This is a genomic window from Frigoribacterium sp. AP1 (assembly GCF_056680555.1).
Window position 1 is genome coordinate 1,748,706 of sequence record NZ_CM155288.1, and the last position, 23,890, is coordinate 1,772,595.

Annotated in this window: 36 protein-coding genes; 35 read left to right on the forward strand and 1 reads right to left on the reverse strand. The window is 66.3% G+C overall.

Annotated elements, in window-relative coordinates; all coding sequences use genetic code 11:
• The first annotated feature begins 38 nt into the window (after positions 1-38).
• The 30 genes from rpsL (at position 39) to map (ending at position 19,710) form a co-directional block, all read left to right on the forward strand.
• Positions 39-413, forward strand: a complete 375-nt coding sequence (rpsL, locus tag AC1MBW_RS08390) for a 30S ribosomal protein S12 (RefSeq protein WP_043593380.1) — start codon at positions 39-41, stop codon at positions 411-413.
• Positions 413-883, forward strand: coding sequence for a 30S ribosomal protein S7 (gene rpsG / locus AC1MBW_RS08395; RefSeq protein ID WP_043593378.1), 471 nt, complete (start codon positions 413-415; stop codon positions 881-883). Before rpsL ends, rpsG begins: the two co-directional genes overlap by 1 nt.
• An 87-nt stretch (positions 884-970) precedes the next feature.
• On the forward strand, positions 971-3,085 hold the full coding sequence (gene fusA, locus AC1MBW_RS08400) for an elongation factor G (protein ID WP_054145417.1): 2,115 nt from the start codon (positions 971-973) through the stop codon (positions 3,083-3,085).
• Positions 3,086-3,213: 128 nt separating this feature from the next.
• The gene (tuf, locus tag AC1MBW_RS08405) at positions 3,214-4,404 is read left to right on the forward strand and encodes an elongation factor Tu (RefSeq protein ID WP_054145418.1); all 1,191 of its coding nucleotides are present in this window, start codon (positions 3,214-3,216) and stop codon (positions 4,402-4,404) included.
• A 125-nt stretch (positions 4,405-4,529) separates the two neighbouring features.
• Positions 4,530-4,742 carry an Rv0909 family putative TA system antitoxin gene (locus tag AC1MBW_RS08410; RefSeq protein WP_054145419.1) on the forward strand — a complete coding sequence of 71 codons (213 nt, stop codon included), beginning with the start codon at positions 4,530-4,532 and terminating at the stop codon, positions 4,740-4,742.
• 90 nt (positions 4,743-4,832) lie between these two features.
• Complete coding sequence (locus tag AC1MBW_RS08415) at positions 4,833-5,825, forward strand: DNA topoisomerase IB (RefSeq protein ID WP_480024166.1); 993 nt, start codon at positions 4,833-4,835, stop codon at positions 5,823-5,825.
• Positions 5,826-5,927: 102 nt separating this feature from the next.
• Complete coding sequence (locus AC1MBW_RS08420) at positions 5,928-6,767, forward strand: DarT ssDNA thymidine ADP-ribosyltransferase family protein (RefSeq protein ID WP_480024167.1); 840 nt, start codon at positions 5,928-5,930, stop codon at positions 6,765-6,767.
• A 397-nt stretch (positions 6,768-7,164) separates the two neighbouring features.
• On the forward strand, positions 7,165-7,473 hold the full coding sequence (rpsJ, locus tag AC1MBW_RS08425) for a 30S ribosomal protein S10 (protein WP_043593369.1): 309 nt from the start codon (positions 7,165-7,167) through the stop codon (positions 7,471-7,473).
• 17 nt (positions 7,474-7,490) lie between these two features.
• The gene (gene rplC / locus AC1MBW_RS08430) at positions 7,491-8,141 is read left to right on the forward strand and encodes a 50S ribosomal protein L3 (RefSeq protein ID WP_167599061.1); all 651 of its coding nucleotides are present in this window, start codon (positions 7,491-7,493) and stop codon (positions 8,139-8,141) included.
• A 3-nt stretch (positions 8,142-8,144) separates the two neighbouring features.
• Positions 8,145-8,807 carry a 50S ribosomal protein L4 gene (gene rplD, locus AC1MBW_RS08435; RefSeq protein WP_054145422.1) on the forward strand — a complete coding sequence of 221 codons (663 nt, stop codon included), beginning with the start codon at positions 8,145-8,147 and terminating at the stop codon, positions 8,805-8,807.
• Positions 8,804-9,103, forward strand: coding sequence for a 50S ribosomal protein L23 (gene rplW, locus AC1MBW_RS08440; protein WP_043593363.1), 300 nt, complete (start codon positions 8,804-8,806; stop codon positions 9,101-9,103). Before rplD ends, rplW begins: the two co-directional genes overlap by 4 nt.
• A gap of 18 nt (positions 9,104-9,121) precedes the next feature.
• Positions 9,122-9,961 (forward strand): 50S ribosomal protein L2, encoded by an 840-nt coding sequence (gene rplB / locus AC1MBW_RS08445; protein WP_054145423.1) that lies wholly within the window; start codon positions 9,122-9,124, stop codon positions 9,959-9,961.
• A 12-nt stretch (positions 9,962-9,973) separates the two neighbouring features.
• Complete coding sequence (gene rpsS, locus AC1MBW_RS08450; protein WP_043593360.1) at positions 9,974-10,255, forward strand: 30S ribosomal protein S19; 282 nt, start codon at positions 9,974-9,976, stop codon at positions 10,253-10,255.
• Positions 10,256-10,280: 25 nt separating this feature from the next.
• Positions 10,281-10,673 carry a 50S ribosomal protein L22 gene (rplV, locus tag AC1MBW_RS08455; protein ID WP_043593358.1) on the forward strand — a complete coding sequence of 131 codons (393 nt, stop codon included), beginning with the start codon at positions 10,281-10,283 and terminating at the stop codon, positions 10,671-10,673.
• A complete protein-coding gene (gene rpsC / locus AC1MBW_RS08460) occupies positions 10,673-11,452 on the forward strand; it encodes a 30S ribosomal protein S3 (RefSeq protein ID WP_043593357.1) in 780 nt (259 codons plus the stop codon). The genes rplV and rpsC overlap by 1 nt, the downstream gene beginning before the upstream one ends.
• 2 nt (positions 11,453-11,454) lie before the next feature.
• Positions 11,455-11,874, forward strand: a complete 420-nt coding sequence (gene rplP, locus AC1MBW_RS08465; RefSeq protein ID WP_043593355.1) for a 50S ribosomal protein L16 — start codon at positions 11,455-11,457, stop codon at positions 11,872-11,874.
• On the forward strand, positions 11,874-12,197 hold the full coding sequence (rpmC, locus tag AC1MBW_RS08470) for a 50S ribosomal protein L29 (RefSeq protein WP_480024168.1): 324 nt from the start codon (positions 11,874-11,876) through the stop codon (positions 12,195-12,197). Before rplP ends, rpmC begins: the two co-directional genes overlap by 1 nt.
• Positions 12,197-12,493, forward strand: coding sequence for a 30S ribosomal protein S17 (rpsQ, locus tag AC1MBW_RS08475; protein ID WP_054145425.1), 297 nt, complete (start codon positions 12,197-12,199; stop codon positions 12,491-12,493). Before rpmC ends, rpsQ begins: the two co-directional genes overlap by 1 nt.
• 34 nt (positions 12,494-12,527) lie before the next feature.
• A complete protein-coding gene (gene rplN / locus AC1MBW_RS08480; RefSeq protein ID WP_043593350.1) occupies positions 12,528-12,896 on the forward strand; it encodes a 50S ribosomal protein L14 in 369 nt (122 codons plus the stop codon).
• A 3-nt stretch (positions 12,897-12,899) separates the two neighbouring features.
• Positions 12,900-13,259 carry a 50S ribosomal protein L24 gene (gene rplX / locus AC1MBW_RS08485; RefSeq protein ID WP_043593348.1) on the forward strand — a complete coding sequence of 120 codons (360 nt, stop codon included), beginning with the start codon at positions 12,900-12,902 and terminating at the stop codon, positions 13,257-13,259.
• Positions 13,259-13,846, forward strand: a complete 588-nt coding sequence (gene rplE, locus AC1MBW_RS08490; RefSeq protein ID WP_043593346.1) for a 50S ribosomal protein L5 — start codon at positions 13,259-13,261, stop codon at positions 13,844-13,846. The genes rplX and rplE overlap by 1 nt, the downstream gene beginning before the upstream one ends.
• Before the next feature lie 141 nt (positions 13,847-13,987).
• Positions 13,988-14,386 (forward strand): 30S ribosomal protein S8, encoded by a 399-nt coding sequence (gene rpsH / locus AC1MBW_RS08495; RefSeq protein ID WP_043593344.1) that lies wholly within the window; start codon positions 13,988-13,990, stop codon positions 14,384-14,386.
• A 6-nt stretch (positions 14,387-14,392) separates the two neighbouring features.
• A complete protein-coding gene (rplF, locus tag AC1MBW_RS08500) occupies positions 14,393-14,929 on the forward strand; it encodes a 50S ribosomal protein L6 (protein ID WP_043593343.1) in 537 nt (178 codons plus the stop codon).
• A gap of 2 nt (positions 14,930-14,931) precedes the next feature.
• Complete coding sequence (gene rplR, locus AC1MBW_RS08505) at positions 14,932-15,303, forward strand: 50S ribosomal protein L18 (RefSeq protein ID WP_480024169.1); 372 nt, start codon at positions 14,932-14,934, stop codon at positions 15,301-15,303.
• Complete coding sequence (rpsE, locus tag AC1MBW_RS08510; protein ID WP_043593339.1) at positions 15,300-16,040, forward strand: 30S ribosomal protein S5; 741 nt, start codon at positions 15,300-15,302, stop codon at positions 16,038-16,040. The genes rplR and rpsE overlap by 4 nt, the downstream gene beginning before the upstream one ends.
• Positions 16,040-16,225, forward strand: coding sequence for a 50S ribosomal protein L30 (gene rpmD, locus AC1MBW_RS08515; RefSeq protein ID WP_043593338.1), 186 nt, complete (start codon positions 16,040-16,042; stop codon positions 16,223-16,225). Before rpsE ends, rpmD begins: the two co-directional genes overlap by 1 nt.
• Positions 16,225-16,860: a 50S ribosomal protein L15 gene (gene rplO / locus AC1MBW_RS08520; protein ID WP_082059801.1), complete on the forward strand. Its 636-nt coding sequence runs from the start codon at positions 16,225-16,227 to the stop codon at positions 16,858-16,860. Before rpmD ends, rplO begins: the two co-directional genes overlap by 1 nt.
• A gap of 72 nt (positions 16,861-16,932) precedes the next feature.
• Positions 16,933-18,255, forward strand: coding sequence for a preprotein translocase subunit SecY (secY, locus tag AC1MBW_RS08525; RefSeq protein WP_043593336.1), 1,323 nt, complete (start codon positions 16,933-16,935; stop codon positions 18,253-18,255).
• Positions 18,252-18,872, forward strand: coding sequence for an adenylate kinase (locus tag AC1MBW_RS08530; protein WP_480024170.1), 621 nt, complete (start codon positions 18,252-18,254; stop codon positions 18,870-18,872). Before secY ends, AC1MBW_RS08530 begins: the two co-directional genes overlap by 4 nt.
• A 4-nt stretch (positions 18,873-18,876) precedes the next feature.
• Positions 18,877-19,710, forward strand: coding sequence for a type I methionyl aminopeptidase (gene map, locus AC1MBW_RS08535; protein WP_055975029.1), 834 nt, complete (start codon positions 18,877-18,879; stop codon positions 19,708-19,710).
• A 50-nt stretch (positions 19,711-19,760) separates the two neighbouring features.
• Here map and AC1MBW_RS08540 read toward each other — a convergent pair whose 3' ends face one another.
• Positions 19,761-20,957, reverse strand: coding sequence for an LCP family protein (locus AC1MBW_RS08540; RefSeq protein WP_480024171.1), 1,197 nt, complete (start codon positions 20,955-20,957; stop codon positions 19,761-19,763).
• Positions 20,958-21,256: 299 nt separating this feature from the next.
• Here AC1MBW_RS08540 and infA point away from each other — a divergent pair, with 299 nt between their 5' ends.
• From infA to AC1MBW_RS08565, 5 genes are all read left to right on the forward strand, one after another.
• On the forward strand, positions 21,257-21,478 hold the full coding sequence (gene infA, locus AC1MBW_RS08545) for a translation initiation factor IF-1 (RefSeq protein WP_043593329.1): 222 nt from the start codon (positions 21,257-21,259) through the stop codon (positions 21,476-21,478).
• Positions 21,479-21,546: 68 nt separating this feature from the next.
• Positions 21,547-21,663 (forward strand): 50S ribosomal protein L36, encoded by a 117-nt coding sequence (gene rpmJ, locus AC1MBW_RS08550; RefSeq protein ID WP_043593327.1) that lies wholly within the window; start codon positions 21,547-21,549, stop codon positions 21,661-21,663.
• 190 nt (positions 21,664-21,853) lie between these two features.
• Complete coding sequence (gene rpsM, locus AC1MBW_RS08555) at positions 21,854-22,228, forward strand: 30S ribosomal protein S13 (protein WP_043593325.1); 375 nt, start codon at positions 21,854-21,856, stop codon at positions 22,226-22,228.
• 45 nt (positions 22,229-22,273) lie between these two features.
• Complete coding sequence (gene rpsK / locus AC1MBW_RS08560) at positions 22,274-22,672, forward strand: 30S ribosomal protein S11 (protein WP_043593323.1); 399 nt, start codon at positions 22,274-22,276, stop codon at positions 22,670-22,672.
• 191 nt (positions 22,673-22,863) lie between these two features.
• The gene (locus AC1MBW_RS08565) at positions 22,864-23,859 is read left to right on the forward strand and encodes a DNA-directed RNA polymerase subunit alpha (RefSeq protein WP_043593322.1); all 996 of its coding nucleotides are present in this window, start codon (positions 22,864-22,866) and stop codon (positions 23,857-23,859) included.
• The last annotated feature ends 31 nt before the right edge of the window (positions 23,860-23,890 follow it).

Genomic DNA, 23,890 nt, shown 5'->3' on the forward strand with positions numbered 1-23,890 from the left:
TTCGAGAGAACAGCGTCGAGATCCGACGAGGAGAACCAGTGCCAACTATTCAGCAGCTGGTCCGCAAGGGACGTACGCCGAAGGTCGTCAAGACCAAGGCCCCCGCCCTGCGGTCCAACCCCCAGCAGCGTGGCGTGTGCACGCGTGTGTACACCACCACCCCCAAGAAGCCGAACTCCGCGCTCCGCAAGGTCGCCCGTGTGAAGCTCTCGAACGGCACCGAGGTCACCGCCTACATCCCCGGCGAGGGCCACAACCTGCAAGAGCACTCGATGGTGCTCGTGCGCGGCGGTCGTGTGAAAGACCTCCCCGGTGTGCGCTACAAGATCGTCCGTGGCGCCCTCGACACCCAGGCCGTGAAGAACCGCAAGCAGGCTCGCAGCCTCTACGGTGCGAAGAAGGACAAGAAGTAATGCCTCGTAAAGGACCCGCGCCCAAGCGCCCTGTCGTCGCCGACCCGGTCTACGGTGCGCCGATCGTCAGCCAGCTCGTCAACAAGATCCTCCTCGACGGCAAGAAGGGCCTCGCCGAGCGCATCGTCTACGGTGCTCTCGCCGGCGTCACCGCCAAGAACGACCAAGATGCCGTGGCCACGCTGAAGAAGGCGCTCGACAACGTGCGCCCGACCCTCGAGGTCCGCTCACGTCGCGTCGGCGGTTCGACCTACCAGGTCCCCGTCGAGGTCAAGCCCCACCGCGCCAACACCCTGGCCCTCCGCTGGCTCACCAGCTACGCCAAGGCTCGTCGCGAGAAGACGATGACCGAGCGTCTCATGAACGAGATCCTCGACGCGTCGAACGGTCTCGGCGCCGCTGTGAAGCGTCGCGAAGACACGCACAAGATGGCCGAGTCGAACAAGGCCTTCGCGCACTACCGCTGGTAACCGGCACGAGGAGGCGCGGTGTGCGCACGACGCGCACCGCACCTCCTCGTCCCCCCCACTACCCCACCTATCCCTTCGGAGGAACCCGTGGCACAAGATGTGCTCACCGACCTGAACAAGGTCCGCAACATCGGCATCATGGCTCACATCGATGCTGGCAAGACGACGACCACCGAGCGCATCCTGTACTACACGGGCATCACCCACAAGATCGGTGAGGTCCACGACGGTGCGGCCACGATGGACTGGATGGCGCAGGAGCAAGAGCGCGGCATCACCATCACGTCGGCTGCGACGACCTGCTTCTGGAACAAGAACCAGATCAACATCATCGACACCCCCGGTCACGTCGACTTCACGGTCGAGGTCGAGCGTTCGCTCCGCGTGCTCGACGGTGCCGTCGCCGTCTTCGACGGCAAAGAGGGCGTCGAGCCCCAGTCCGAGACCGTCTGGCGTCAGGCCGACAAGTACGACGTGCCCCGCATCTGCTTCGTCAACAAGATGGACAAGCTCGGTGCCGACTTCTACTTCACGGTCGACACGATCGTCAACCGCCTCGGCGCCAAGCCGCTGGTGATGCAGCTCCCGATCGGTGCCGAGAGCTCCTTCGAGGGTGTCGTCGACCTGGTCGAGATGCGTGCCCTCACGTGGCGCGGCGACGCCAAGGGTGACGTCGAGCTGGGTGCGAAGTACGAGATCGAAGAGATCCCCGAAGACCTCAAGGAGAAGGCGGCCGAGTACCGTGCCAAGCTCCTCGAGACGGTCGCCGAGTCCGACGACGTGCTGCTCGAGAAGTACTTCGGTGGCGAAGAGCTCACGATCGCCGAGATCAAGGGTGCCGTCCGCAAGATGACGGTCAACTCCGAGCTCTACCCGATCTTCTGCGGTTCGGCCTTCAAGAACCGTGGCGTGCAGCCGATGCTCGACGCGGTCATCGACTACCTGCCCTCGCCGCTCGACGTGCCTCCCATGGAGGGTCACGACGTCCGCGACGCCGAGAAGATCATCATCCGCAAGCCCGAGTCGACCGAGCCCTTCTCGGCTCTGGCGTTCAAGGTCGCGGTGCACCCCTTCTTCGGTCGCCTCACCTACGTCCGCGTCTACTCGGGTTCGATCGAGTCCGGCGCCCAGGTCATCAACTCGACCAAGGACAAGAAAGAGCGCATCGGCAAGATCTTCCAGATGCACTCCAACAAGGAGAACCCGGTCGACAGCGTGACCGCCGGTCACATCTACGCCGTCATCGGGCTCAAGTTCACCACCACCGGTGACACCCTGTGCGACCCGTCCGACCAGGTCGTCCTCGAGTCGATGACCTTCCCCGAGCCCGTCATCGAGGTCGCGATCGAGCCGAAGACCAAGGCCGACCAAGAGAAGCTGTCGCTGGCCATCCAGAAGCTCGCTGAAGAAGACCCGACGTTCCGCGTCGAGCTCAACGCCGAGACGGGCCAGACGGTCATCAAGGGCATGGGCGAGCTCCACCTCGACATCCTGGTCGACCGGATGAAGCGCGAGTTCAACGTCGAGGCCAACGTGGGCAAGCCCCAGGTCGCGTACCGCGAGACCCTCAAGAAGGGCATCGAGCGCTACGACTACACCCACAAGAAGCAGACCGGTGGTTCGGGTCAGTTCGCCAAGGTGCAGATCGCTCTCGAGCCCTTCGAGGTCACGGCCGAGTCGACCTACGAGTTCGTCAACAAGGTCACCGGTGGCCGCATCCCCCGCGAGTACATCCCCTCGGTCGATGCCGGCATCCAGGACGCCATGCAGGTCGGCGTGCTCGCCGGCTACCCGACGGTGGGCGTCCGTGCGCTGCTGCTCGACGGTGCGGCGCACGACGTCGACTCGTCCGAGATGGCGTTCAAGATCGCTGGGTCGATCGCCTACAAAGAGGCGGCTCGCAAGGCCCAGCCCGTTCTCCTCGAGCCGCTCATGGCGGTCGAGGTCCGTACGCCCGAGGAATACATGGGCGACGTCATCGGCGACCTCAGCTCGCGACGCGGGCAGATCTCGTCGATGGAAGACGCCAGTGGTGTGAAGGTCGTTCGGGCCAGCGTGCCGCTGTCGGAGATGTTCGGTTACGTCGGAGACCTGCGGTCGAAGACCTCGGGCCGGGCCGTCTACTCGATGACGTTCGAGTCGTACCAAGAGGTGCCCTCGGCCGTCGCCGAAGAGATCATCCAGAAGAACAAGGGCGAATAGTCCTGAACCGCGTGGTCGTCCGACGACCACGTAACATGTACACACACCAATCCGCGGGGCGTCCGGTAGGCCGGGTCATCGACCCGGCCCCCGGCCGCACCGCAACCGAGTCCTGAGGAGGACCCACAGTGGCTAAGGCCAAGTTCGAGCGGACCAAGCCGCACGTCAACATCGGAACCATCGGTCACGTCGACCACGGCAAGACCACGCTCACCGCGGCGATCACCAAGGTCCTGCACGACAAGTACCCCGACCTCAACACGGCGTCGGCGTTCGACCAGATCGACAACTCGCCTGAAGAGAAGCAGCGCGGCATCACGATCAACATCTCGCACGTCGAGTACCAGACCGAGAAGCGCCACTACGCTCACGTCGACGCTCCCGGCCACGCCGACTACGTCAAGAACATGATCACCGGTGCGGCTCAGATGGACGGTGCGATCCTCGTCGTCGCCGCCACCGACGGTCCCATGCCCCAGACGCGTGAGCACGTGCTGCTCGCCCGCCAGGTCGGCGTGCCCTACATCGTCGTCGCCCTGAACAAGGCCGACATGGTCGATGACGAAGAGATCATGGAGCTCGTCGAGCTCGAGGTCCGCGAGCTCCTCTCGAGCCAGGAGTTCGACGGCGACAACGCCCCGATCGTCCAGGTCTCCGCTCTCAAGGCCCTCGAGGGCGACGAGAAGTGGGCCGAGACGGTCGCCGAGCTGATGAACGCCGTCGACGAGAACGTGCCCGAGCCCGTTCGCGCCACCGACCAGCCCTTCCTCATGCCCATCGAGGACGTCTTCACGATCACCGGTCGTGGCACCGTCGTCACCGGTCGTGTCGAGCGCGGTCAGCTCAACGTCAACGAAGAGGTCGAGATCGTCGGCATCCGCCCGACCGTCAAGACCACCGTCACCGGCATCGAGATGTTCCGCAAGCTGCTCGACTCGGCTCAGGCCGGCGACAACACCGGTCTCCTCCTTCGCGGCACCAAGCGCGAAGACGTCGAGCGCGGCCAGGTCGTCGTCAAGCCCGGTTCGGTCACGCCGCACACCGAGTTCGAGGCGAACGTCTACATCCTGTCGAAGGACGAGGGCGGCCGTCACAACCCGTTCTACGCGAACTACCGTCCACAGTTCTACTTCCGCACCACCGACGTCACGGGTGTCATCACGCTGCCCGAGGGCACCGAGATGGTCATGCCCGGCGACACGACCGAGATCAGCGTCCAGCTGATCCAGCCGATCGCCATGGAAGCCGGTCTGCGTTTCGCCATCCGCGAGGGTGGTCGCACGGTCGGTGCCGGGACGGTCACCAAGATCAACAAGTAAGTCCTGTTCACGCAGAACTGCTGATCTGACGAGAGAGGTCAGGCCCTACGGGGTCTGGCCTCTTTCTCGTTCTCGGAGCACGATGGACCAGACGTCGGAGGGTCCGGCGCCGACAGGAGGACGTCATGGCAGGCTTCGACGACATCACCAAGAAGGCCCAGGCCTTCCTCAAGGACGGCAAGGTGCAGGACGCACTCAAGAGCGAGAAGGCCGAGGGAGTCAGCGACAACATCCTCGACGCCGTCGCTTCTGCAGCCGACAAGGCCACCGGTGGCAAGCACACCGACAAGATCCACCAGGCGAAAGAGCAGGCCGACAAGAAGCTCGGCAACCAGTAGGTCGTCCCCAGCGAAGCCCCCGTCTCTCCGGCGGGGGCTTCGCTGTACCCCGCCCAGCCCCTTCGGCGACGGGCGGTGTTCACTCGACCGATGCCGCGCCTCCGGAGGACCGATTCGAGTCGACCCGGGTTGACCCGGGTCCGGGCCGGACGGGGATTCTCGTACCGCACCGCCGACGGAACGGCCGTCGCCGACACCGAGCTGCGGGGACGCATCGAGCACCTCGCCATCCCGCCGGCCTGGACCGACGTCTGGATCTCGCCGTACGAGAACGGCCACATCCAGGCGACGGGCGTGGACGCCGCAGGTCGACGTCAGTACATCTACCACCCGACGTGGCGTGAGCAGAAGGACCGCATCAAGTTCGACCGGGCGCTGGCCCTCGCCGAGTCGCTGCCGACCGCCCGTCGGTTCGTGACGCGTGACCTCCGCCTCGACGGTGCCGGGCGAGAACGTGTCCTGGCCGCCGCTTTCCGCATGCTCGACACCGGTTCCCTGCGTGTGGGGTCCGAACGCTATGCGCAGGAGCACGGCAGCCACGGGCTCTCGACCCTGCTCTGTGCGCACGCGACCGTCTCCGGTGACACGGTGTCACTGGCCTTTCCCGGCAAGAGCGGTCAGGACTGGGACTCCGAGATCCGGGATGCCGACCTCGCGTCCGTCGTCCGCACTCTGAAACGGCGGGGTGGGCGGGCCCGGTTGCTCGCCTGGAAGGCCGACGTCGGGGGAGCGGAGGAGGCGCGCGCGGCGTGGCATCCGCTGCGAGCGGCCGAGATCAACGAGTACGTCAAGGACAGGGCGGGTGACGAGTTCACCGCCAAGGACTTCCGCACCCTGCACGGCACCGTCGCCGCCGCCGTCAGCTTGGCCCGCTCCGGGCCGCAGGCGTCGGCCTCCCGCCAATCGAGGTCTCTCGCGCAGGCGATGCGCGACGCGGCCGCCGTGCTCGGCAACACCCCGGCGATAGCCAAGTCCTCCTACGTCGACCCCAGGCTGGTCGATGCGTACCGCCACGGTGAGACCATCGACCCGGCGCGCCTGCACGCCGCGGAATCCGAGGTCCGGGCACTGCTGTTCCGCTGAGCCCCGGGCTGCCGTCGTCGACCACGGTCTGCGGACGGTCCCCGTCGTGACGTAACCTAGAGGGTCGCGTCCCGTTCGGGTCGCCCGAGAGGAACAACTGCAGTGACTGACGAGTGCATCCACGGATTCGAGCGAGAGTTGTGCGACATCTGTGCTCCCCGCAAGCGCGAGGGCGTCGCCGACGGCATGCCCTCGACCGCTGCACGGTCGGTCACCACCCGCCGCCGCCCCTCCAACCGCAAGCCCGAGTCGTTGCGCAGCACGCCCGCACTCGCCCGTGACTCGGCCGCCGTGGCCGTGGCCGCCCAGTCGGCCGCCACTCCCGTCCCCGAGTTCTCGACCCAGCGTGCCTACCACTGGACCCACGTGTCGAACCTGCCCGCCATCCTCGAAACCGGGGCACTGCAGGCCGGTGCCACTCCCGTGCTCGACGTCAGCTCCGAAGCCACTCGGGCCCTCCGCGCGTCCGTCACGACCGCTTCGGGGCAGCCCGTCGCGGCTCACGTGCCGTTCTCGCTGTCGCCCCACGCGACCGCCTGGGACGCCGTCCGCACCGGTGCCGAGGGCTACGAATGGTCCGATGCCGCACGCGAGGCCCGCGCCATCGATTTCGTCATGCTCGTCGTGCCCGTCGCCTCGCTCGGCGACGACTTCGTCGTGACCGAGGGCGATGCAGCCGTCGAGGGCGTCCGCGCGGCCGCAGGACTCGACGACGCATCGTCGATGGTCCGCCGCTTCAGCCTGAAGGACCCCGACCTGCTCGGACCCGAGGTGCTCGTTCCCGGGTCGGTGCCCTTCTCCTCGGTGACCCTCGTGGGCGTCCCGAACGACAAGGTCCGCGACGCCGTGAAGGACACGCTCGCCGAGCTGGGTGCCGACGCACCGCGCGTCGCCGTCTACCCGCCCTGGTTCCGGCCGGCTCCGGTCGTCGAAGCGGTCTGAGATCCGCGACACGCCCGGGTTGCAGCAAATGCAGGCGTGTGGCAAAATCGTCTAGTTCAACATTTCGAGCCTGGCTTCTGCGCCGGGTGTCGGATCACTGCCAGGCAGTGCACAGACGCGAGGCGTCTGGGCCGCGGGTAGCAGGACGCATCTCACAACGAAACCACCGCCGTGACCACTGGTCGCGGTGCGCCGGGGCGAAGCCCTGGTCGCAGGTGGCGGTGGCGAAGATGGCCCTCCCCGGGTCCTTCCTCGCGGGCACCGGCCGGTTTCAGCAGATGGATTGACACAAGAACAGCGGTACGCGAGAGACACGTAGTGCCAACAGATGTTCGCCCAGCGAACAGCGTCAGGCGGCCCCCGAGGTGCGCGACGTCCGAACGAGAGAGAGTCACACATGGCGGGACAGAAGATCCGCATCCGACTTAAGTCGTACGACCACGAGGTCATCGACACTTCCGCGCGCAAGATCGTCGACACGGTCACCCGCGCGGGCGCTACGGTCGTCGGCCCCGTGCCGCTCCCGACCGAGAAGAACGTGGTCGTCGTGATCCGTTCGCCCCACAAGTACAAGGACTCGCGCGAGCACTTCGAGAAGCGCACGCACAAGCGCCTCATCGACATCGTCGACCCGACGCCGAAGGCCGTCGACTCGCTCATGCGTCTCGACCTGCCTGCCGACGTCAACATCGAGATCAAGCTGTAGGGGGGGCGACCATGACCATCAGCACCACCAAGAACGTCAAGGGCCTGCTCGGCAAGAAGCTCGGCATGACCCAGGTCTGGGACGAGAACAACAAGCTCGTCCCCGTCACCGTCGTCGAGATCGCCCCGAACGTCGTGACCCAGGTCCGTTCGCTCGAGAAGGACGGCTACACCGCCGTGCAGATCGCGGCCGGCCAGATCGACCCCCGCAAGTCGAACAAGCCCGCCACGGGTCACTTCGACGCCGCGGGCGTCACGCCCCGCCGCCACCTCACCGAGGTCCGCACCGCTGACGCCGCCGAGTACGCACTCGGTCAAGAGCTCACGGTCGACACCTTCGAAGCCGGCCAGAAGGTCGACGTCGTCGGAACCTCCAAGGGCAAGGGCTTCGCCGGTGTCATGAAGCGTCACAACTTCAAGGGCGTCAGCGCATCGCACGGTGCGCACCGCAACCACCGCAAGCCCGGTTCGATCGGCGCCTCCTCGACCCCCAGCCGTGTCTTCAAGGGCATGCGCATGGCCGGTCGCATGGGTGGCGAGCGCGTCACCATCCTCAACCTCACGGTGCACGCCGTCGACGCCGAGAAGGGTCTGCTGCTCGTCAAGGGCGCCGTCCCCGGTGCTCGTGGCCGCATCGTTTTCGTCCGTACCGCCGTGAAGGGGAAGTAGCTCATGGCCACCACTACCGCATCGGCCACCTCGGTCGACGTCGTCGACGCCAAGGGCCAGAAGACCAGCACGGTCGAGCTCCCCGTCGAGCTGTTCGACGTCGTCACGAACGTCCCGCTCATCCACCAGGTCGTCGTCGCCCAGCAGGCCGCCGCACGTCAGGGCACGCACAAGACCAAGCGTCGCGGCGAGGTCTCCGGCGCCGGCCGCAAGCCGTTCAAGCAGAAGGGCACCGGTCGCGCCCGTCAGGGTTCGATCCGCGCTCCCCAGATGACCGGCGGTGGCATCGTCCACGGTCCGCAGCCCCGCGACTACGCCCAGCGCACCCCCAAGAAGATGATCGCCGCAGCCCTGCTCGGTGCGTTGTCCGACCGCGCTCGTGGCGCCCGCGTCCACGTCGTCGAGAGCTTCGTCGCCGACTCGATCTCGACCAAGGTCGCCCTCGACCTGCTCGCGTCGATCGCCTCGAGCAAGCACGTCCTGGTCGTCACCGACCGCGACGACACGCTGACCCTCAAGAGCGTCCGCAACGTGCCCACGGTCCACGTGATCACGTTCGACCAGCTGAACGCCTACGACGTCCTCGTCAGCGACGACATCGTCTTCACGAAGAGCGCCTTCGACGGCTTCGTCGCCTCGAAGACCAAGAAGGAGGCCACCGCATGAGCGGCTACGGAAAAGACCCCCGCGACGTCATCATCGCGCCCGTCGTCTCCGAGAAGAGCTACTCCCTGATCGACCAGGGCAAGTACACCTTCCTCGTGGACCCGCGTTCGAACAAGACCGAGATCAAGCTCGCCATCGAGAAGATCTTCGACGTCAAGGTCGACAGCATCAACACGCTCAACCGAACGGGCAAGACCCGTCGCACCCGCTTCGGCACCGGCAAGCGCAAGGACACCAAGCGCGCCATCGTCACGCTGAAGTCCGGTTCCATCGACATCTTCACGGCTGTCGGCTAGGGAGCAGAGGCATAAATCATGGCAATTCGTAACTACAAGCCCACGACCCCGGGTCGCCGCGGTTCGTCGGTCGCCGACTTCGCGGAGATCACGCGTTCGACGCCCGAGAAGTCGCTGCTGCGCCCGCTCTCGAAGTCCGGTGGCCGCAACAACGCCGGTCGCATCACGACCCGTCACATCGGTGGTGGCCACAAGCGCCAGTACCGCGTGATCGACTTCCGTCGCAACGACAAGGACGGCGTCAACGCCAAGGTCGCTCACATCGAGTACGACCCCAACCGCACGGCTCGCATCGCGCTCCTGCACTTCGTGGACGGCACCAAGCGGTACATCATCGCGCCGAACAAGCTGAAGCAGGGCGACGTCGTCGAGTCGGGTGCCGCCGCCGACATCAAGCCCGGCAACAACCTGCCGCTCAAGAACATCCCGGTCGGTACCGTCATCCACGCCATCGAGCTCAAGCCCGGTGGAGGCGCGAAGATGGCCCGCTCGGCCGGTGCCTCGGTGCGTCTCGTCGCCAAGGACGGCCCCTACGCGCAGCTCCGTCTGCCGTCGGGCGAGGTCCGCAACGTCGACGCCCGCTGCCGCGCCACGATCGGCGAGGTCGGCAACGCCGAGCAGTCGAACATCAACTGGGGCAAGGCCGGCCGCATGCGCTGGAAGGGCGTCCGCCCGACCGTGCGTGGTGTCGCCATGAACCCCGTCGACCACCCGCACGGTGGTGGTGAGGGCAAGACCTCCGGTGGACGTCACCCGGTCAGCCCGTGGGGCCAGAAAGAGGGCCGCACGCGTCACCCCAACAAAGAGAGCGACAAGCTCATCGTCCGTCGTCGTAACGCTGGCAAGAAGCGTAAGTAGGAGTTGTAGAAGATGCCACGCAGTCTTAAGAAGGGCCCCTTCGTTGACGACCACCTGCTTCGCAAGGTCGTCTCGCAGAACGAGGCCAGCACCAAGAACGTCATCAAGACCTGGTCGCGCCGTTCGATGATCGTCCCCAACATGCTTGGGCACACCATCGCCGTGCACGACGGACGCAAGCACATCCCCGTGTTCGTGACCGAGAGCATGATCGGCCACAAGCTCGGTGAGTTCGCGCCCACCCGCACCTTCCGTGGTCACGTGAAGGACGACAAGAAGGGTCGTCGCCGCTAGCGCGGCGACGTGAAGGAGGAGAGAAATGGTGGAGTCGATCGCACGCGTGCGTCACATCCGCGTCACCCCCATGAAGGCCCGTCGTGTCGTCAACCTGATCCGCGGCAAGCAGGCCGCCGAGGCTCTGGCGATCCTGAAGTTCGCGCCTCAGGGTGCCAGCGAGCCCGTCTACAAGCTCGTCGCGTCGGCCATGGCCAACGCTCGGGTCAAGGCGGACGCCTCGAACAGCTACCTCGACGAGCAGGACCTGTACATCAGTCGTGCATTCGTCGACCAGGGCGCCACCCTCAAGCGGTTCCAGCCGCGTGCACAGGGCCGCGCCTTCAAGATCCTGAAGCGCACCAGCCACATCACGATCGTCCTCTCGACGCCTGATGAGGTCGAGGCTGCCGACGCTACGAAGAAGGCGAGCAAGTAATGGGCCAGAAAGTCAACCCGTACGGCTTCCGTCTGGGCATCACCACCGACCACGTGTCGCGGTGGTTCACCGACAGCACCAAGCCGGGACAGCGTTACAGCGACTACGTCGCCGAGGACGTCAAGATCCGCACCCTGCTCAAGACCTCGCTCGACCGCGCCGGCGTGGCCAAGATCGAGATCGAGCGCACCCGTGACCGCGTCCGCGTCGACATCCACACCGCCCGTCCGGGCATCGTGATCGGTCGTCGTGGTGCCGAGGCCGAGCGCATCCGCGGCGACCTCGAGAAGCTCACGAGCAAGCAGATCCAGCTCAACATCCTCGAGGTCAAGAACCCCGAGGCCGAGGCCCAGCTCGTCGCCCAGGGCATCGCCGAGCAGCTCGCTGCTCGCGTGGCGTTCCGTCGTGCGATGCGCAAGGGGCTCCAGGGCGCTCAGCGTGCCGGTGCCAAGGGTGTCCGCATCCAGGTGTCGGGCCGTCTCGGCGGCGCCGAGATGAGCCGCTCGGAGTTCTACCGCGAGGGCCGCGTCCCCCTGCACACCCTCCGCGCCAACATCGACTACGGCTTCTACGAGGCCAAGACCACCTTCGGTCGCATCGGTGTCAAGGTCTGGATCTACAAGGGCGACATCACCAACAAGGAGCTCGCGCGCGAGCAGGCGAACCAGAAGTCGTCTCGCCCCGAGCGCCGCAACGACCGTGACGGCGCCCGCCGCGGCGGGGGCGACCGCGCTCCCCGCGAGCAGAAGGCACCCGCCACCACAGGAGCTGAGGCGTAACCATGCTTATCCCCCGTCGTGTCAAGCACCGCAAGCAGCACCACCCCGGCCGCAGTGGTCAGGCCACTGGTGGCACCAAGGTCAGCTTCGGTGAATACGGCATCCAGGCCCTCACGCCCGCTTACGTGACCAACCGTCAGATCGAGTCCGCTCGTATCGCGATGACGCGTCACATCAAGCGTGGCGGAAAGGTGTGGATCAACATCTACCCCGACCGTCCCCTCACGAAGAAGCCCGCCGAGACCCGCATGGGTTCCGGTAAGGGTTCGCCCGAGTGGTGGGTCGCGAACGTCAAGCCGGGTCGCGTGCTCTTCGAGCTCAGCGGCGTGAGCGAGGAGATCGCCAAAGAGGCGCTCACTCGTGCAATCCACAAGCTGCCCCTCAAGGCACGCATCATCAAGCGCGAGGAGGGCGACGCATAATGGCGATCGGTTCCAAGGAGCTCCGTCCTGTCGAGCTCGACACATTCGAAGACGAGCGTCTCGTCGATGAGCTGAAGAAGGCGAAGGAAGAACTCTTCAACCTCCGCTTCCAGTCGGCCACCGGCCAGCTCGAGAGCCACGGCCGCCTGCGTGCCGTGAAGCGCGACATCGCTCGCATCTACACGGTCCTGCGTGAGCGCGAGCTCGGCATCCGTGCCACCCCCGCCCCGGTCGAGGCGGCCCCCAAGGCTGCCAAGAAGTCGACCAAGAAGGCTGACAAGCCGGCCGTGACGGCTGACGAGACCGCCGAGGAGAGCAAGTAATGGCCACCGAGAACAAGACCGAGGTCGACTCGGCTGCCGTCGAGGTCCGCGGCTACCGCAAGACGCGTCGCGGCTACGTCACCAGCGACAAGATGGACAAGACCATCGTCGTCGAGGTCGAGGACCGCGTAAAGCACCCCCTGTACGGCAAGGTCATCCGCCGCACGTCCAAGGTCAAGGTCCACGACGAGGCCAACTCGGCCGGTGTCGGCGACCTCGTCGTGATCAGCGAGACCCGTCCGCTCAGCGCCTCCAAGCGCTGGCGCCTGGTCGAGATCCTCGAGAAGGCGAAGTAGGCCTCGCGGCCTGCTTGCGTAGAAGGAGACACAAGTGATTCAGCAAGAATCCCGCCTCAAGATCGCCGACAACACCGGGGCAAAAGAGATCCTCACCATCCGCGTCCTCGGTGGCTCCGGCCGCCGTTACGCCGGCCTGGGTGACGTGATCGTCGCCACGGTGAAGGACGCCATCCCCGGTGGCAACGTGAAGAAGGGTGACGTCGTCAAGGCCGTCATCGTTCGCACCAAGAAAGAGGTCCGTCGTCCGGACGGCTCTTACATCAAGTTCGACGAGAACGCCGCAGTGATCCTGAAGGCCGACGGAGATCCCCGCGGAACCCGCATCTTCGGACCGGTCGGTCGCGAACTCCGCGACAAGAAGTTCATGAAGATCATCTCGCTGGCGCCGGAGGTTATCTAAGTCATGGCAAACATCAAGAAGGGTGACCTCGTGCAGGTCATCACCGGTGCCTCGCAGGCCCGCGGCGGAGACCGCGGCAAGCAGGGCAAGGTCCTCGAGGTGCTCGTCGAGCGCAACCGCGTGGTCGTCGAAGGCGTCAACTTCGTCACCAAGCACGTTCGTGTCGGCCAGACCCAGCGTGGTTCCAAGACCGGTGGCATCGAGACGCACGAGGCACCGATCCACGTGTCGAACGTCGCCGTCGTCGACCCCAAGACCAAGAAGCCGACCCGCGTCGGCTTCCGCGAAGAGACGGTCACCAAGGACGGCGTGTCCAAGACCGTCCGCGTCCGTTACGCCAAGAAGTCTGGTGAGAACCTCTGATGACCGACACCACCACGCAGGCCGCCACGGCCCTCCCGCGGCTGAAGGCCAAGTACCGCGCCGAGATCATCGAGCAGCTGAAGTCCGACTTCGGTTTCACGAACGTGCACCAGGTGCCCGGACTCGTGAAGATCGTCGTCAACACCGGTGTCGGTGAAGCGGCTCGCGACAGCAAGATCATCGACGGTGCCATCAAGGACCTGACGGCCATCACCGGCCAGAAGCCCCAGGTCACCAAGGCTCGCAAGTCCATCGCGCAGTTCAAGCTCCGCGAGGGCCAGCCCATCGGTGCACACGTCACGCTCCGTGGCGACCGTGCCTGGGAGTTCCTCGACCGACTGCTGTCGCTCGCGCTTCCCCGCATCCGTGACTTCCGTGGTCTGAGCGACCGCCAGTTCGACGGCAACGGCAACTACACCTTCGGTCTCAACGAGCAGAGCATGTTCCACGAGATCGATCAGGACCGCATCGACCGCGTCCGTGGCTTCGACATCACCGTCGTCACGACCGCCAAGAACGACGACGAGGGGCGCGCGCTGCTCAAGGCGCTCGGTTTCCCGTTCCGTTCGGCCGACTCGGCCAACTAAGATCGTCCGGTCGGCAACTCTTTCGTAGAGTTGCCGGCCGTTCCCCTGAGGTCGACGAGAACCGCTCGTCGACCAATCGATCGCCCAGGTCGGCATCCGGTGTACCGGATGTCGAAACCGGACGAGAAAGTGACAAACCGCATGACGATGACAGATCCGGTCGCAGACCTGCTGACCAGACTGCGCAACGCGAACTCGGCTTTCCACGAGACCGTGTCGCTCCCGAGCAGCAAGCTCAAGTCCCACATCGCCGAGATCCTCAAGCGTGAGGGTTTCATCGAGTCGTGGAAGGTCGAAGACGCCCGCGTGGGCCAGACCCTCACGATCGACCTCAAGTACGGCCCCGCCCGTGAGCGCTCCATCAAGGGCATCAAGCGCGTGTCGAAGCCCGGCCTCCGCGTCTACGCCAAGTCGACCGAGATCCCCCAGGTGCTCGGTGGCCTCGGTGTCGCCATCCTGTCGACGTCCTCCGGTCTGCTGACCGACCGCGAGGCCCAGAAGAAGGGCGTAGGCGGAGAAGTCCTCGCCTACGTGTGGTAACTCGTCATGTCTCGAATCGGAAGACTCCCCATCTCGATCCCTGCCGGGGTCGACGTGAAGATCGACGGCCAGGCCGTCAGCGTCAAGGGCCCCAAGGGTGAGCTTTCGCTCGTCGTCAAGAGCCCCATCGAAGCCAAGATCGAAGAAGGCACGGTCGTCGTGACCCGTCCGGACGACGAGCGCGAGTCGCGTTCGCTCCACGGCCTCACGCGAACCCTGATCGCCAACCAGATCATCGGCGTCACCGAGGGCTACACCAAGGGCCTCGAGGTCGTCGGAACCGGCTACCGCGTCCAGGCCAAGGGCTCGAACGTCGAGTTCGCCCTGGGCTACTCGCACCCCATCACCGTCGAGCCGCCCGCGGGCATCAGCTTCACGGTCGAGGGCAACAACAAGCTCACCGTCGTCGGGATCGACAAGCAGGCCGTCGGCGAGATGGCTGCCAACATCCGCAAGCTGCGCAAGCCCGAGCCCTACAAGGGCAAGGGTGTCCGCTACGCCGGCGAGGTCGTCCGCCGCAAGGCCGGAAAGTCAGGTAAGTAATCATGGGTCTCGGTACACGAGGAAAAAGCAAGTCGGCTGCCACCAAGCGCCGTCACACCCGCCTGCGCAAGAAGGTCGTGGGCACCGAAGAGCGCCCCCGTCTCGTCGTCACCCGTTCGGCCCGGCACGTCTTCGTGCAGGTCGTCGACGACAGCAAGGGCTTCACCGTCGCCAGCGCATCGACCCTCGAGGCCGACCTGCGCACGTTCGACGGTGACAAGACCGCGAAGTCCCGCAAGGTCGGCGAGCTCATCGCCGAGCGTGCGAAGGCTGCGGGCATCGAGGCCGTCGTGTTCGATCGCGGCGGCAACAAGTACGCCGGACGCGTCGCGGCCATCGCCGAAGGCGCCCGAGAGGCTGGTTTGAACCTGTGAGCGACGCTACGAACACCACTCCCCCCGCAGAGACCGAAGCGACCAAGGCGCCGGCCGAGGCCGTCGTCGAGCGTCCCGTCGAGACCGCTGCCGGCTCGGAGTCGAACAACCGCGAGGGTGGTCGCACCGACCGCCGTGGCGGCCAGGGTCGCGGTGACCGCAACCAGGGTGGCCGCGGACGCGGCGACCGTGACGACAAGAGCCAGTTCCTGGAGCGCGTCGTCACGATCAACCGCGTGTCGAAGGTCGTCAAGGGCGGTCGTCGCTTCAGCTTCACCGCGCTCGTCGTCGTCGGTGACGGCAACGGCCTCGTGGGTGTCGGCTACGGCAAGGCCCGAGAGGTCCCCACGGCCATCAGCAAGGGCGTCGAAGAGGCCAAGAAGAACTTCTTCCGCGTCCCGCGCATCGGCAACACGATCCCGCACCCCGTGCAGGGTGAGGCCGCTGCCGGCGTCGTCATGCTGCGTCCGGCTTCGGCCGGTACCGGTGTCATCGCCGGTGGTCCCGTCCGCGCCGTGCTCGAGTGCGCCGGCGTGCACGACGTCCTGAGCAAGTCGCTCGGTTCGTCGAACACGATCAACATCGTCCACGCCACGGTCGAGGCATTGCAGCAGCTCGAAGAGCCGCGCGCCGTCGCCGCCCGTCGTGGACTCGACATCGACGCTGTCATGCCGGCCTTCATGGTCCGTGCCGAGCAGGCAGCTCGTACCGCCGCAACCGAGAAGGCAGGTGCCTGATGGCCGCCAACCTCAAGGTGACCCAGATCAAGTCCGTAATCAGCGAGAAGCAGAACCAGCGTGACACGCTGCGGAGCCTGGGCCTCAAGCGCATCGGCCAGTCGGTCGTTCGCGAGGACACCAAGCAGAACCGCGGCTACGTCAACACGGTCGCCCACCTCGTGAAGGTCGAGGAGATTGACTAATGGCTGACGAGAAGAACGAGGCCGCCGCGAAGGCCGCCCCGAAGAAGGCCGCCGCCCCCAAGGCGACGACCACCAAGGCTGCAGCTCCCAAGGCCGCAGCCAAGAAGCCCGCCGCCGACAAGGCCGCTGCTTCGACGGGCTCGACCACCAAGGTCGCTCCCGCCTCGACGACGTCCTCCGACGACGTCGCGCGTCCCCAGGTGCTCAAGGTGCACCACCTTCGTCCGGCTCCCGGTGCCAAGAAGGCGAAGACGCGCGTCGGTCGTGGTGAGGGCTCGAAGGGCAAGACGGCCGGTCGTGGCACCAAGGGTCAGAAGGCCCGGTACCAGGTCAAGGTCGGCTTCGAGGGTGGCCAGATGCCGCTCCACATGCGTACTCCGAAGCTGCGCGGGTTCAAGAACCCGTTCCGCGTCGAGTACCAGGTGGTCAACCTCGAGAAGCTGAACGAGCTCTACCCGCAGGGTGGTGACGTCACCGTCGGTGACCTCGTCGCCAAGGGTGCCGTTCGGAAGAACGAGAAGGTCAAGGTCCTCGGACAGGGCGATCTGAGCGTCAAGCTCACCGTCGCGGTCGACAAGGTCTCCGGCTCCGCCGAAGACAAGATCGTCGCCGCCGGCGGGTCCGTCAGCAAGTAAAAATCACCTGAGGGGGTGGTCCGCCAGGGCCACCCCCATCAGTCGTCCATCCTTCATACCGGGAGGCCCCACGTGTTCAGAGCTGTCGCGCGCATCATGCGCACCCCCGACCTGCGTCGCAAGATCGGGTTCACGCTCGGCATCATCGCGCTCTTCCGGCTGGGTAGCTTCATCCCCGCGCCGTTCGTCGACTACCAGAACGTCCAGGCCTGCCTCGCCGGCAACCAGGGCACCTCGGGTCTCTACGAGCTCGTCAACCTGTTCAGCGGTGGCGCCCTGCTGCAGCTGTCGGTCTTCGCGCTGGGCATCATGCCCTACATCACCTCGTCGATCATCGTGCAGTTGCTGCGCGTGGTCATCCCTCACTTCGACACCCTCTACAAAGAGGGCCAGTCGGGGCAGGCGAAGCTCACGCAGTACACGCGGTACCTCACCATCGCCCTGGGCGTCCTCCAGTCCACGACCCTCATCACCGTGGCCCGCTCCGGAGCCCTGTTCGGTTCGTCGGGCATCGCCGAGTGCAGCCAGCTGATCACGAACGACGCGTGGTACGCCGTCATGCTCATGGTCGTCACGATGACCGCCGGTACCGGCCTCATCATGTGGATGGGCGAACTCATCACCGAGCGCGGCATCGGCAACGGCATGTCGCTGCTGATCTTCACCTCGATCGCCGCCCGCTTCCCGACCGCCCTCTGGAGCATCGCCCAGTCGCGCAGCTTCGAGATCTTCCTGCTCGTCATCGCCGTCGGTCTGATCATCATGGCGCTCGTCGTCTTCGTCGAGCAGTCCCAGCGGCGGATTCCCGTCCAGTACGCCAAGCGAATGGTCGGGCGGCGAACCTACGGCGGAAACAACACGTACATCCCGATCAAGGTCAACATGGCGGGCGTCGTGCCGGTCATCTTCGCCTCGTCGTTGCTCTACCTGCCTGCCCTGGTGGCACAGTTCAACCAGCCCTCCGACGGCACGGCTCCGCCGGCGTGGGTCAGTTGGGTGCAGGCCAACCTCACCTCGGGTGACAACCCGCTCTACATGGTGCTGTACTTCGCGCTCATCGTCGGGTTCACGTACTTCTACGTCGCGATCACCTTCAACCCCGAAGAGGTCGCCGACAACATGAAGAAGTACGGCGGGTTCATCCCCGGCATCCGTGCCGGTCGCCCCACCGCCGAGTACCTCGACTACGTGCTGACGCGGGTGACCCTGCCCGGTGCCCTGTACCTCGGCATCATCGCGCTCATCCCGCTGATCGCTCTGGCCACGGTCGGTGCGAACCAGAACTTCCCCTTCGGAGGTGCCAGCATCTTGATCATCGTGGGCGTCGGTCTCGAGACGGTGAAGCAGATCGACTCGCAGCTCCAGCAGCGTCACTACGAGGGTCTGCTCCGATGAGCGCCGCTGAGACCCGACTCAGCCCGCGCCTCCTGATCGTCGGTCCCCCCGGGGCCGGCAAGGGCACCCAAGCGGTCGTCATCGCCGACTCGCTGGGCATCCCGGCGATCTCGACCGGTGACATCTTCCGCGCCAACGTCAAGAACGAGACCGACCTCGGCCTCAAGGTCAAGGCGATCCTCGACGCGGGCGACTACGTCCCGGACAGCCTCACCAACGAGCTCATCTCCGACCGGCTCTCGCAGGACGACGCGGCCGAGGGCTTCCTCCTCGACGGGTACCCGCGCACGCTCCAGCAGGTCGAGTTCCTCGACGAGCACCTCGCCGAGCAGGGTCAGTCCCTGACGACCGTGGTCCAGCTCGTCGCCGACCGCGACGAGATCGTCGAGCGTCTCCGCAAGCGTGCCCTCGACCAGGGGCGTTCCGACGACACCGAGGACGCCATCCGCCACCGCCAGGACGTCTACCTCCGCGAGACCGCTCCACTGATCGACACGTACCGAGAGCGTGGCCTGCTGGTCGAGGTCGACGGTCTCGGCAGCATCGACGAGGTCGCCGGGCGCATCGAGTCGGCTCTCGCCGCCCGCGGGTTCACGTCCGTCGCCTCGGCTTCCTGACCTCGTGGCGTTCCGCCGCTCCGGCATCTACAAGACCGCCGACGAACTCCGACGACTGGTCGCGCCGGGACTCCTGACGGCCGCGTCGCTCGATGCCGTCCAGTCCGTCGTGCGACCCGGCGTGTCGACCCTCGAGCTCGACGCCGTCGCCGAGGCCGCCATCCGTGACGGTGGGGGAGAACCCAACTTCATGTTGGTTCCCGGCTACCGCCACACGGTGTGCGCGTCGGTCGGCGACGAGGTCGTCCACGGCATCCCGGGCTCCCGCGTCCTGGCGGCGGGCGACCTCGTCTCGATCGACAGTGGCGCGCAACTCGACGGGTGGAACGGCGACAGCGCACGCACCTTCGTCCTGGACGACGCCGACCGCCCCGACGTGGTGGCCGAGCGCCGTCGTCTGAACGAGGTCACCGAGCAATCCCTCTGGCACGGCATCGCCGCCTTGGCGTCGGCTTCGCACCTCAACGAGGTCGGTGGCGCCATCGAGGACTACATCGACGCGCAGGGCGACTACGGCATCATCGAGGACTACACCGGTCACGGCATCGGGCGATCGATGCACGAAGACCCGCCGGTCTTCAACTACCGCGTCCGCGGACGTGGCCCCGCCGTCCGGCCGGGCCTGGTGATCGCCATCGAGCCCATGGTGACCTCCGGCGGCATCGACACGGTCACCCACGACGACGGCTGGACCGTCAGCACACGCGACGGCTCGCTGGCCGCGCACTGGGAGCACTCGATCGCGGTGCACGCCGACGGCATCTGGGTGCTCACGGCACACGACGGTGGTGCCGCGGGACTGGCGCCGCTGGGTGTGACGCCCGTCCCGATCGCCTGACCCGCGCCTCCTCGGTCCGTCTCGGCGACGCCGAGGAGGCGCGGTGCGGCTCAGCGGGACGAGCCGACGCTGCAGGTGGCCTCGGCCGCGGACTGCCCCGTGATCGTCGACGGCAGTGTCGTCGTCGGTGCGGCCGTCGTCGACGGGTCGACCGGGGCCGTGGATCCGGCGGCCGCATCGGACGGTGACGACGTCTCGCTCGGCACGGCGGGGGCCGTGGTCTCCGCCGGCGCGGTACCGTCCGTGACCGAACCGCGCCCCGCGCTGTCGTCGCCGAGGGTGAACTTCTCGTCGGCGTTGAGAGCGGCATCGAGGGCTGCGGCATCGGTCGTGGATTCGACCACCCGGTTGGAGTCGCGCGGGTCGTCGACGACCGGGTACTGGACGAAGACGATCCCTGCGGGCTGGATGTCCTTCAGCGCGAGGGCCAGGCGCACGAGCGTGTCGGGGGAGTCGAGGGTCGATGACAGCGTCATGTTGCTCAGGGCGGCCGAGGCGAGTTTGTAGAGCGTCGTGACGTCCCCGAGCGTCCCGCCCGAGATGATCTTGCGCATCATCGACGACAGGAAGACCTGCTGCGAGCTGATGCGGGCGATGTCGCTGCCGTCGCCCACGCCGTGTCGGGTGCGCAGGAACGCGAGCGCCTCGGCGCCCTGCAGGGAGTGGGTGCCCGCGCCGAGGTCGATGCCCGAGTCGGTGTCACGGATCGTCCGCGTGACGCAGACGTCGACCCCGCCGATCGCGTTCGACATCTCGATGACGCCGTCGAAGGTGATCTTGCCGGCGTAGGGGATCGCCAGGCCGGTCATGCCCTCGACCGTCTTGACGGTGCACGAGAGTCCACCGCGTCCGAGGGTGGTGTTGAATTGCACGCGGTCCTCGGCGGGGTAGACCTGCCCGTCGTCGCCGACGCATTCGGGCACGTCGATCATGAGGTCGCGCGGAAAGCTCACGGCGGTCAGTTGCGTGTGGTCCGCCGAGAGGTGGGCCAGGATCGTCACGTCGTTGCGGACGCCGTCCACCTCGCCGGCGTCGACCTGGCTGCCGTCGTCGCGCTCGTCGCTGCCCACCAGCAGGATGTTCGCGCCGCCTTCGATGGCCGAGATGTCGACGCCGGCGACCTCGTCCTCGTTGCCCAGGGAGACGGTCTGCACCCCGGAGGTCGCGGTGCGGACCGCGATCGCCGCGACGGACACACTGCTCACGAGCACGACGGCCATGGCTCCGGCGATCAGGGCCAGCAGCATGCGAACGGGGCCTCGGCGGCGGAGCCGACCGTGGCGAGCGACCCCTCGAAGGGAAGAGCGGGTGGTCGAGCGGTCAGGCATGGTGCTCCCGGCAGTCGTGACGCGTATCCGACGAGACGACGACCGACGTGGTCGCCAGAGGTCGACGGGTGCTCCGGCGTGTCGGGTTGACCGGCCGGGTTGCTGAACTATACCGGCATCACCTAAGATCGATCTTTGGTGTTCCATGTGCGTTTCTGCGCGCCTGGGCATCGCATCCCCGCACGACCAACACCCCTATTCTTAGCGACAGTGAGGCTATGGCCAAAAAAGACGGTGTCATCGAAATCGAAGGCGCAGTGATCGAAGCTCTGCCCAACGCGATGTTCCGCGTTGAGTTGACCAACGGACACAGGGTCCTCGCGCACATCTCCGGCAAGATGCGGCAGCACTACATCCGCATCCTGCCCGAAGACCGTGTGATCGTGGAGCTCAGCCCCTACGACCTGACCCGCGGCCGGATCGTCTACCGCTACAAGTAGGGCGTGCTGGAAAGGAACGGCCCCACGCACCCGTGGGGCACGAAGCCAGCGAGATCAAGGAAACAACGATGAAGGTCAACCCCAGCGTCAAGCCCATCTGCGAGCACTGCAAGGTCATCCGCCGCAAGGGCAACGTCATGGTCATCTGCAAGAGCAACCCGCGCCACAAGCAGCGCCAGGGCTGACTCGTCCGCCGCTCCTGCGGCGTGCCGATGCCGACCCGGCCGAGCCGGGTCACACTGCAACACCCTCCCAGCAGCACCAGAACTCGTCACGGTCACCCGACAGGGTAGGCGGAGGCGGGGGACACCCCGGGTCGGAGGCCCGGGCACCGGTGCTGTGACAGACCTCCACCATCTCTGAAAAGAGGCCATCATGGCACGTCTAGCAGGCGTTGACATCCCGCGCGACAAGCGCGTCGAAGTCGCACTGACCTACATCTACGGAGTCGGCCGCACCAGCGCGCTCAAGACTCTCGCCGAGACCGAGATCGACGGCAACATCCGCGTCAAGGACCTCACGGACGACCAACTCGTCCTGCTCCGCGACTACATCGAGGGCAACTACAAGGTCGAGGGCGACCTCCGCCGCGAGGTGGCCGCCGACATCCGCCGCAAGGTCGAGATCGGCAGCTACGAGGGCATCCGCCACCGCCGTGGCCTCCCCGTCCGCGGCCAGCGCACCAAGACGAACGCTCGTACCCGCAAGGGCCCGAAGCGCACCGTCGCCGGCAAGAAGAAGGCTCGATAGGCCTCGGCTCCCGCCGTACGCCCCTCAAGGTTGTAGGAGAAAAAATTGGCAGCACCGAAGACGGCCGCGCGTAAGCCCCGCCGCAAAGAGAAGAAGAACGTCGCCGTGGGCCAGGCCCACATCAAGAGCACGTTCAACAACACGATCGTCTCGATCACCGACCCCTCGGGCGCCGTCCTGAGCTGGGCCTCGTCCGGCGCCGTCGGCTTCAAGGGTTCGCGCAAGTCGACCCCGTTCGCCGCGCAGCTCGCCGCCGAGTCCGCTGCCCGCCAGGCGCAGGAGCACGGTGTCAAGAAGGTCGACGTCTTCGTCAAGGGCCCGGGTTCGGGTCGCGAGACGGCGATCCGTTCGCTCCAGGCCGCTGGCCTCGAGGTCGGTTCGATCAACGACGTCACCCCCCAGGCGCACAACGGCTGCCGCCCGCCGAAGCGTCGTCGCGTCTAACTGAGTTACCGCCCGCCGCACCCGGCACGGGCCCCGTCATCGGGGTCCGCCGGGTCGGCGGGCACCCCCGCGTCAGCACCGCCTCCCGCGTGTTCGCCCGAGGTGCCCACAACTCAACAGACCCGACGGGCCAGCCACCTGTCGTACCGCCAAGAGTCATATAGCGGACTCTTCGCCGAAAGGAATAAACAGTGCTCATTGCACAGCGCCCCACCCTCACCGAGGAGAACATCTCGGAGTTCCGCTCCCGCTTCGTGATCGAGCCGCTCGAGCCCGGCTTCGGTTACACCCTCGGCAACTCGCTGCGCCGCACGCTTCTCTCGTCGATCCCCGGCGCTGCTGTCACCAGCATCCGCATCGACGGCGTGCTGCACGAGTTCACGACCGTCCCCGGTGTGAAGGAAGACGTCACCGAGGTCATCCTCAACATCAAGCAGCTGGTCGTCGCCAGCGAGCACGACGAGCCCATCACGGCCTACCTGCGCAAGCAGGGTGCCGGCCAGGTCACGGCCGCCGACATCTCGGCTCCGGCCGGTGTCGAGATCCACAACCCCGAGCTCGTCATCGCCACGCTGAACGACAAGGCGAAGTTCGAGCTCGAGCTCACGATCGAGCGTGGCCGCGGCTACGTGTCGGCCGTGCAGAACCGCAGCGAGTTCAGCGAAGCCGGTCAGATCCCGATCGACTCGATCTACTCGCCCGTGCTCAAGGTCACCTACCGTGTCGAGGCGACGCGTGCCGGTGAGCGCACCGACTTCGACCGTCTGGTCGTCGACGTCGAGTCGAAGCCGTCGATCTCGCCGCGTGACGCCATCGCGTCGGCCGGTCGCACGCTGACCGAGCTGTTCGGTCTGGCCCGCGAGCTCAACACCGCCGCCGAGGGCATCGAGATCGGCCCCGCGCCGGTCGACGCCGTCCTGTCGAGCGAGCTGCAGACCCCGATCGAGGACCTCGACCTGTCGGTCCGCAGCTACAACTGCCTCAAGCGCGAGGGCATCAACACGGTGTCCGAGCTGGTCGCCCTGTCCGAGACCCAGTTGATGAACATCCGCAACTTCGGTCAGAAGTCGGTCGACGAGGTGAAGGACAAGCTCGTCGAGCTCGGCCTCTCGCTGAAAGACACGGTCCCCGGGTTCGACGGAGCCCACTTCTACAGCGGTTACGACGAAGAAGAGACCACCAACTAGGTTTCTCCGCCCGACGCCCTCCACTCTCGAC

Bases quoted from the DNA above. Each gene is read 5' to 3' on its own strand.
- rpsG (WP_043593378.1), top strand. From the start codon at position 413: ATGCCTCGTAAAGGACCCGCGCCCAAGCGCCCTGTCGTCGCCGACCCG.
- AC1MBW_RS08410 (WP_054145419.1), top strand. From the start codon at position 4,530: ATGGCAGGCTTCGACGACATCACCAAGAAGGCCCAGGCCTTCCTCAAG.
- AC1MBW_RS08415 (WP_480024166.1), top strand. From the start codon at position 4,833: ATGCCGCGCCTCCGGAGGACCGATTCGAGTCGACCCGGGTTGACCCGG.
- rpsJ (WP_043593369.1), top strand. From the start codon at position 7,165: ATGGCGGGACAGAAGATCCGCATCCGACTTAAGTCGTACGACCACGAG.
- rplD (WP_054145422.1), top strand. From the start codon at position 8,145: ATGGCCACCACTACCGCATCGGCCACCTCGGTCGACGTCGTCGACGCC.
- rplW (WP_043593363.1), top strand. From the start codon at position 8,804: ATGAGCGGCTACGGAAAAGACCCCCGCGACGTCATCATCGCGCCCGTC.
- rplB (WP_054145423.1), top strand. From the start codon at position 9,122: ATGGCAATTCGTAACTACAAGCCCACGACCCCGGGTCGCCGCGGTTCG.
- rpsS (WP_043593360.1), top strand. From the start codon at position 9,974: ATGCCACGCAGTCTTAAGAAGGGCCCCTTCGTTGACGACCACCTGCTT.
- rplV (WP_043593358.1), top strand. From the start codon at position 10,281: ATGGTGGAGTCGATCGCACGCGTGCGTCACATCCGCGTCACCCCCATG.
- rpsC (WP_043593357.1), top strand. From the start codon at position 10,673: ATGGGCCAGAAAGTCAACCCGTACGGCTTCCGTCTGGGCATCACCACC.
- rplP (WP_043593355.1), top strand. From the start codon at position 11,455: ATGCTTATCCCCCGTCGTGTCAAGCACCGCAAGCAGCACCACCCCGGC.
- rpmC (WP_480024168.1), top strand. From the start codon at position 11,874: ATGGCGATCGGTTCCAAGGAGCTCCGTCCTGTCGAGCTCGACACATTC.
- rpsQ (WP_054145425.1), top strand. From the start codon at position 12,197: ATGGCCACCGAGAACAAGACCGAGGTCGACTCGGCTGCCGTCGAGGTC.
- rplX (WP_043593348.1), top strand. From the start codon at position 12,900: ATGGCAAACATCAAGAAGGGTGACCTCGTGCAGGTCATCACCGGTGCC.
- rplE (WP_043593346.1), top strand. From the start codon at position 13,259: ATGACCGACACCACCACGCAGGCCGCCACGGCCCTCCCGCGGCTGAAG.
- rpsH (WP_043593344.1), top strand. From the start codon at position 13,988: ATGACGATGACAGATCCGGTCGCAGACCTGCTGACCAGACTGCGCAAC.
- rplF (WP_043593343.1), top strand. From the start codon at position 14,393: ATGTCTCGAATCGGAAGACTCCCCATCTCGATCCCTGCCGGGGTCGAC.
- rplR (WP_480024169.1), top strand. From the start codon at position 14,932: ATGGGTCTCGGTACACGAGGAAAAAGCAAGTCGGCTGCCACCAAGCGC.
- rpmD (WP_043593338.1), top strand. From the start codon at position 16,040: ATGGCCGCCAACCTCAAGGTGACCCAGATCAAGTCCGTAATCAGCGAG.
- rplO (WP_082059801.1), top strand. From the start codon at position 16,225: ATGGCTGACGAGAAGAACGAGGCCGCCGCGAAGGCCGCCCCGAAGAAG.
- AC1MBW_RS08530 (WP_480024170.1), top strand. From the start codon at position 18,252: ATGAGCGCCGCTGAGACCCGACTCAGCCCGCGCCTCCTGATCGTCGGT.
- AC1MBW_RS08540 (WP_480024171.1), bottom strand. From the start codon at position 20,957: ATGCTGCTGGCCCTGATCGCCGGAGCCATGGCCGTCGTGCTCGTGAGC.
- infA (WP_043593329.1), top strand. From the start codon at position 21,257: ATGGCCAAAAAAGACGGTGTCATCGAAATCGAAGGCGCAGTGATCGAA.
- rpmJ (WP_043593327.1), top strand. From the start codon at position 21,547: ATGAAGGTCAACCCCAGCGTCAAGCCCATCTGCGAGCACTGCAAGGTC.
- rpsM (WP_043593325.1), top strand. From the start codon at position 21,854: ATGGCACGTCTAGCAGGCGTTGACATCCCGCGCGACAAGCGCGTCGAA.